We start from the raw sequence: 237 nt of genomic DNA, 5'->3' as shown, positions 1-237 counted from the left end.
CGTCGGGCAGGTAGTCGTCCGGGATCAGCGCCGGCACGTGCAGCTCAACCTCGGCGCCGCGCACTTCCTCGCCCGAATCCAGGTCGGGCAGCTTGCCCAGCCGGATGCTGCGCACCGCGCGCTCAAGCAGTTCGGTGTACAGGCTGAAGCCCACCTCGGCCATCTGCCCGCTCTGGTCTTCGCCCAGCAGTTCGCCGGCGCCGCGGATCTCAAGATCGTGCGTGGCCAGGGTGAAGC

The 237-nt window shown here is 69.2% G+C and carries 1 protein-coding gene; it reads right to left on the bottom strand.

Translation table 11 applies throughout. The features are described 5' to 3' along the window. A partial coding sequence (locus tag ACPYOM_RS23855) for a hypothetical protein (protein WP_481347884.1) occupies nt 1-237 on the bottom strand: 237 nt, incomplete at both ends.

It is taken from the genome of Monashia sp. HAY1-2A, from assembly GCF_056755315.1.
Note: the sequence above shows the minus strand (reverse complement) of the source record. Positions and strands in the feature narration are given on the sequence as shown.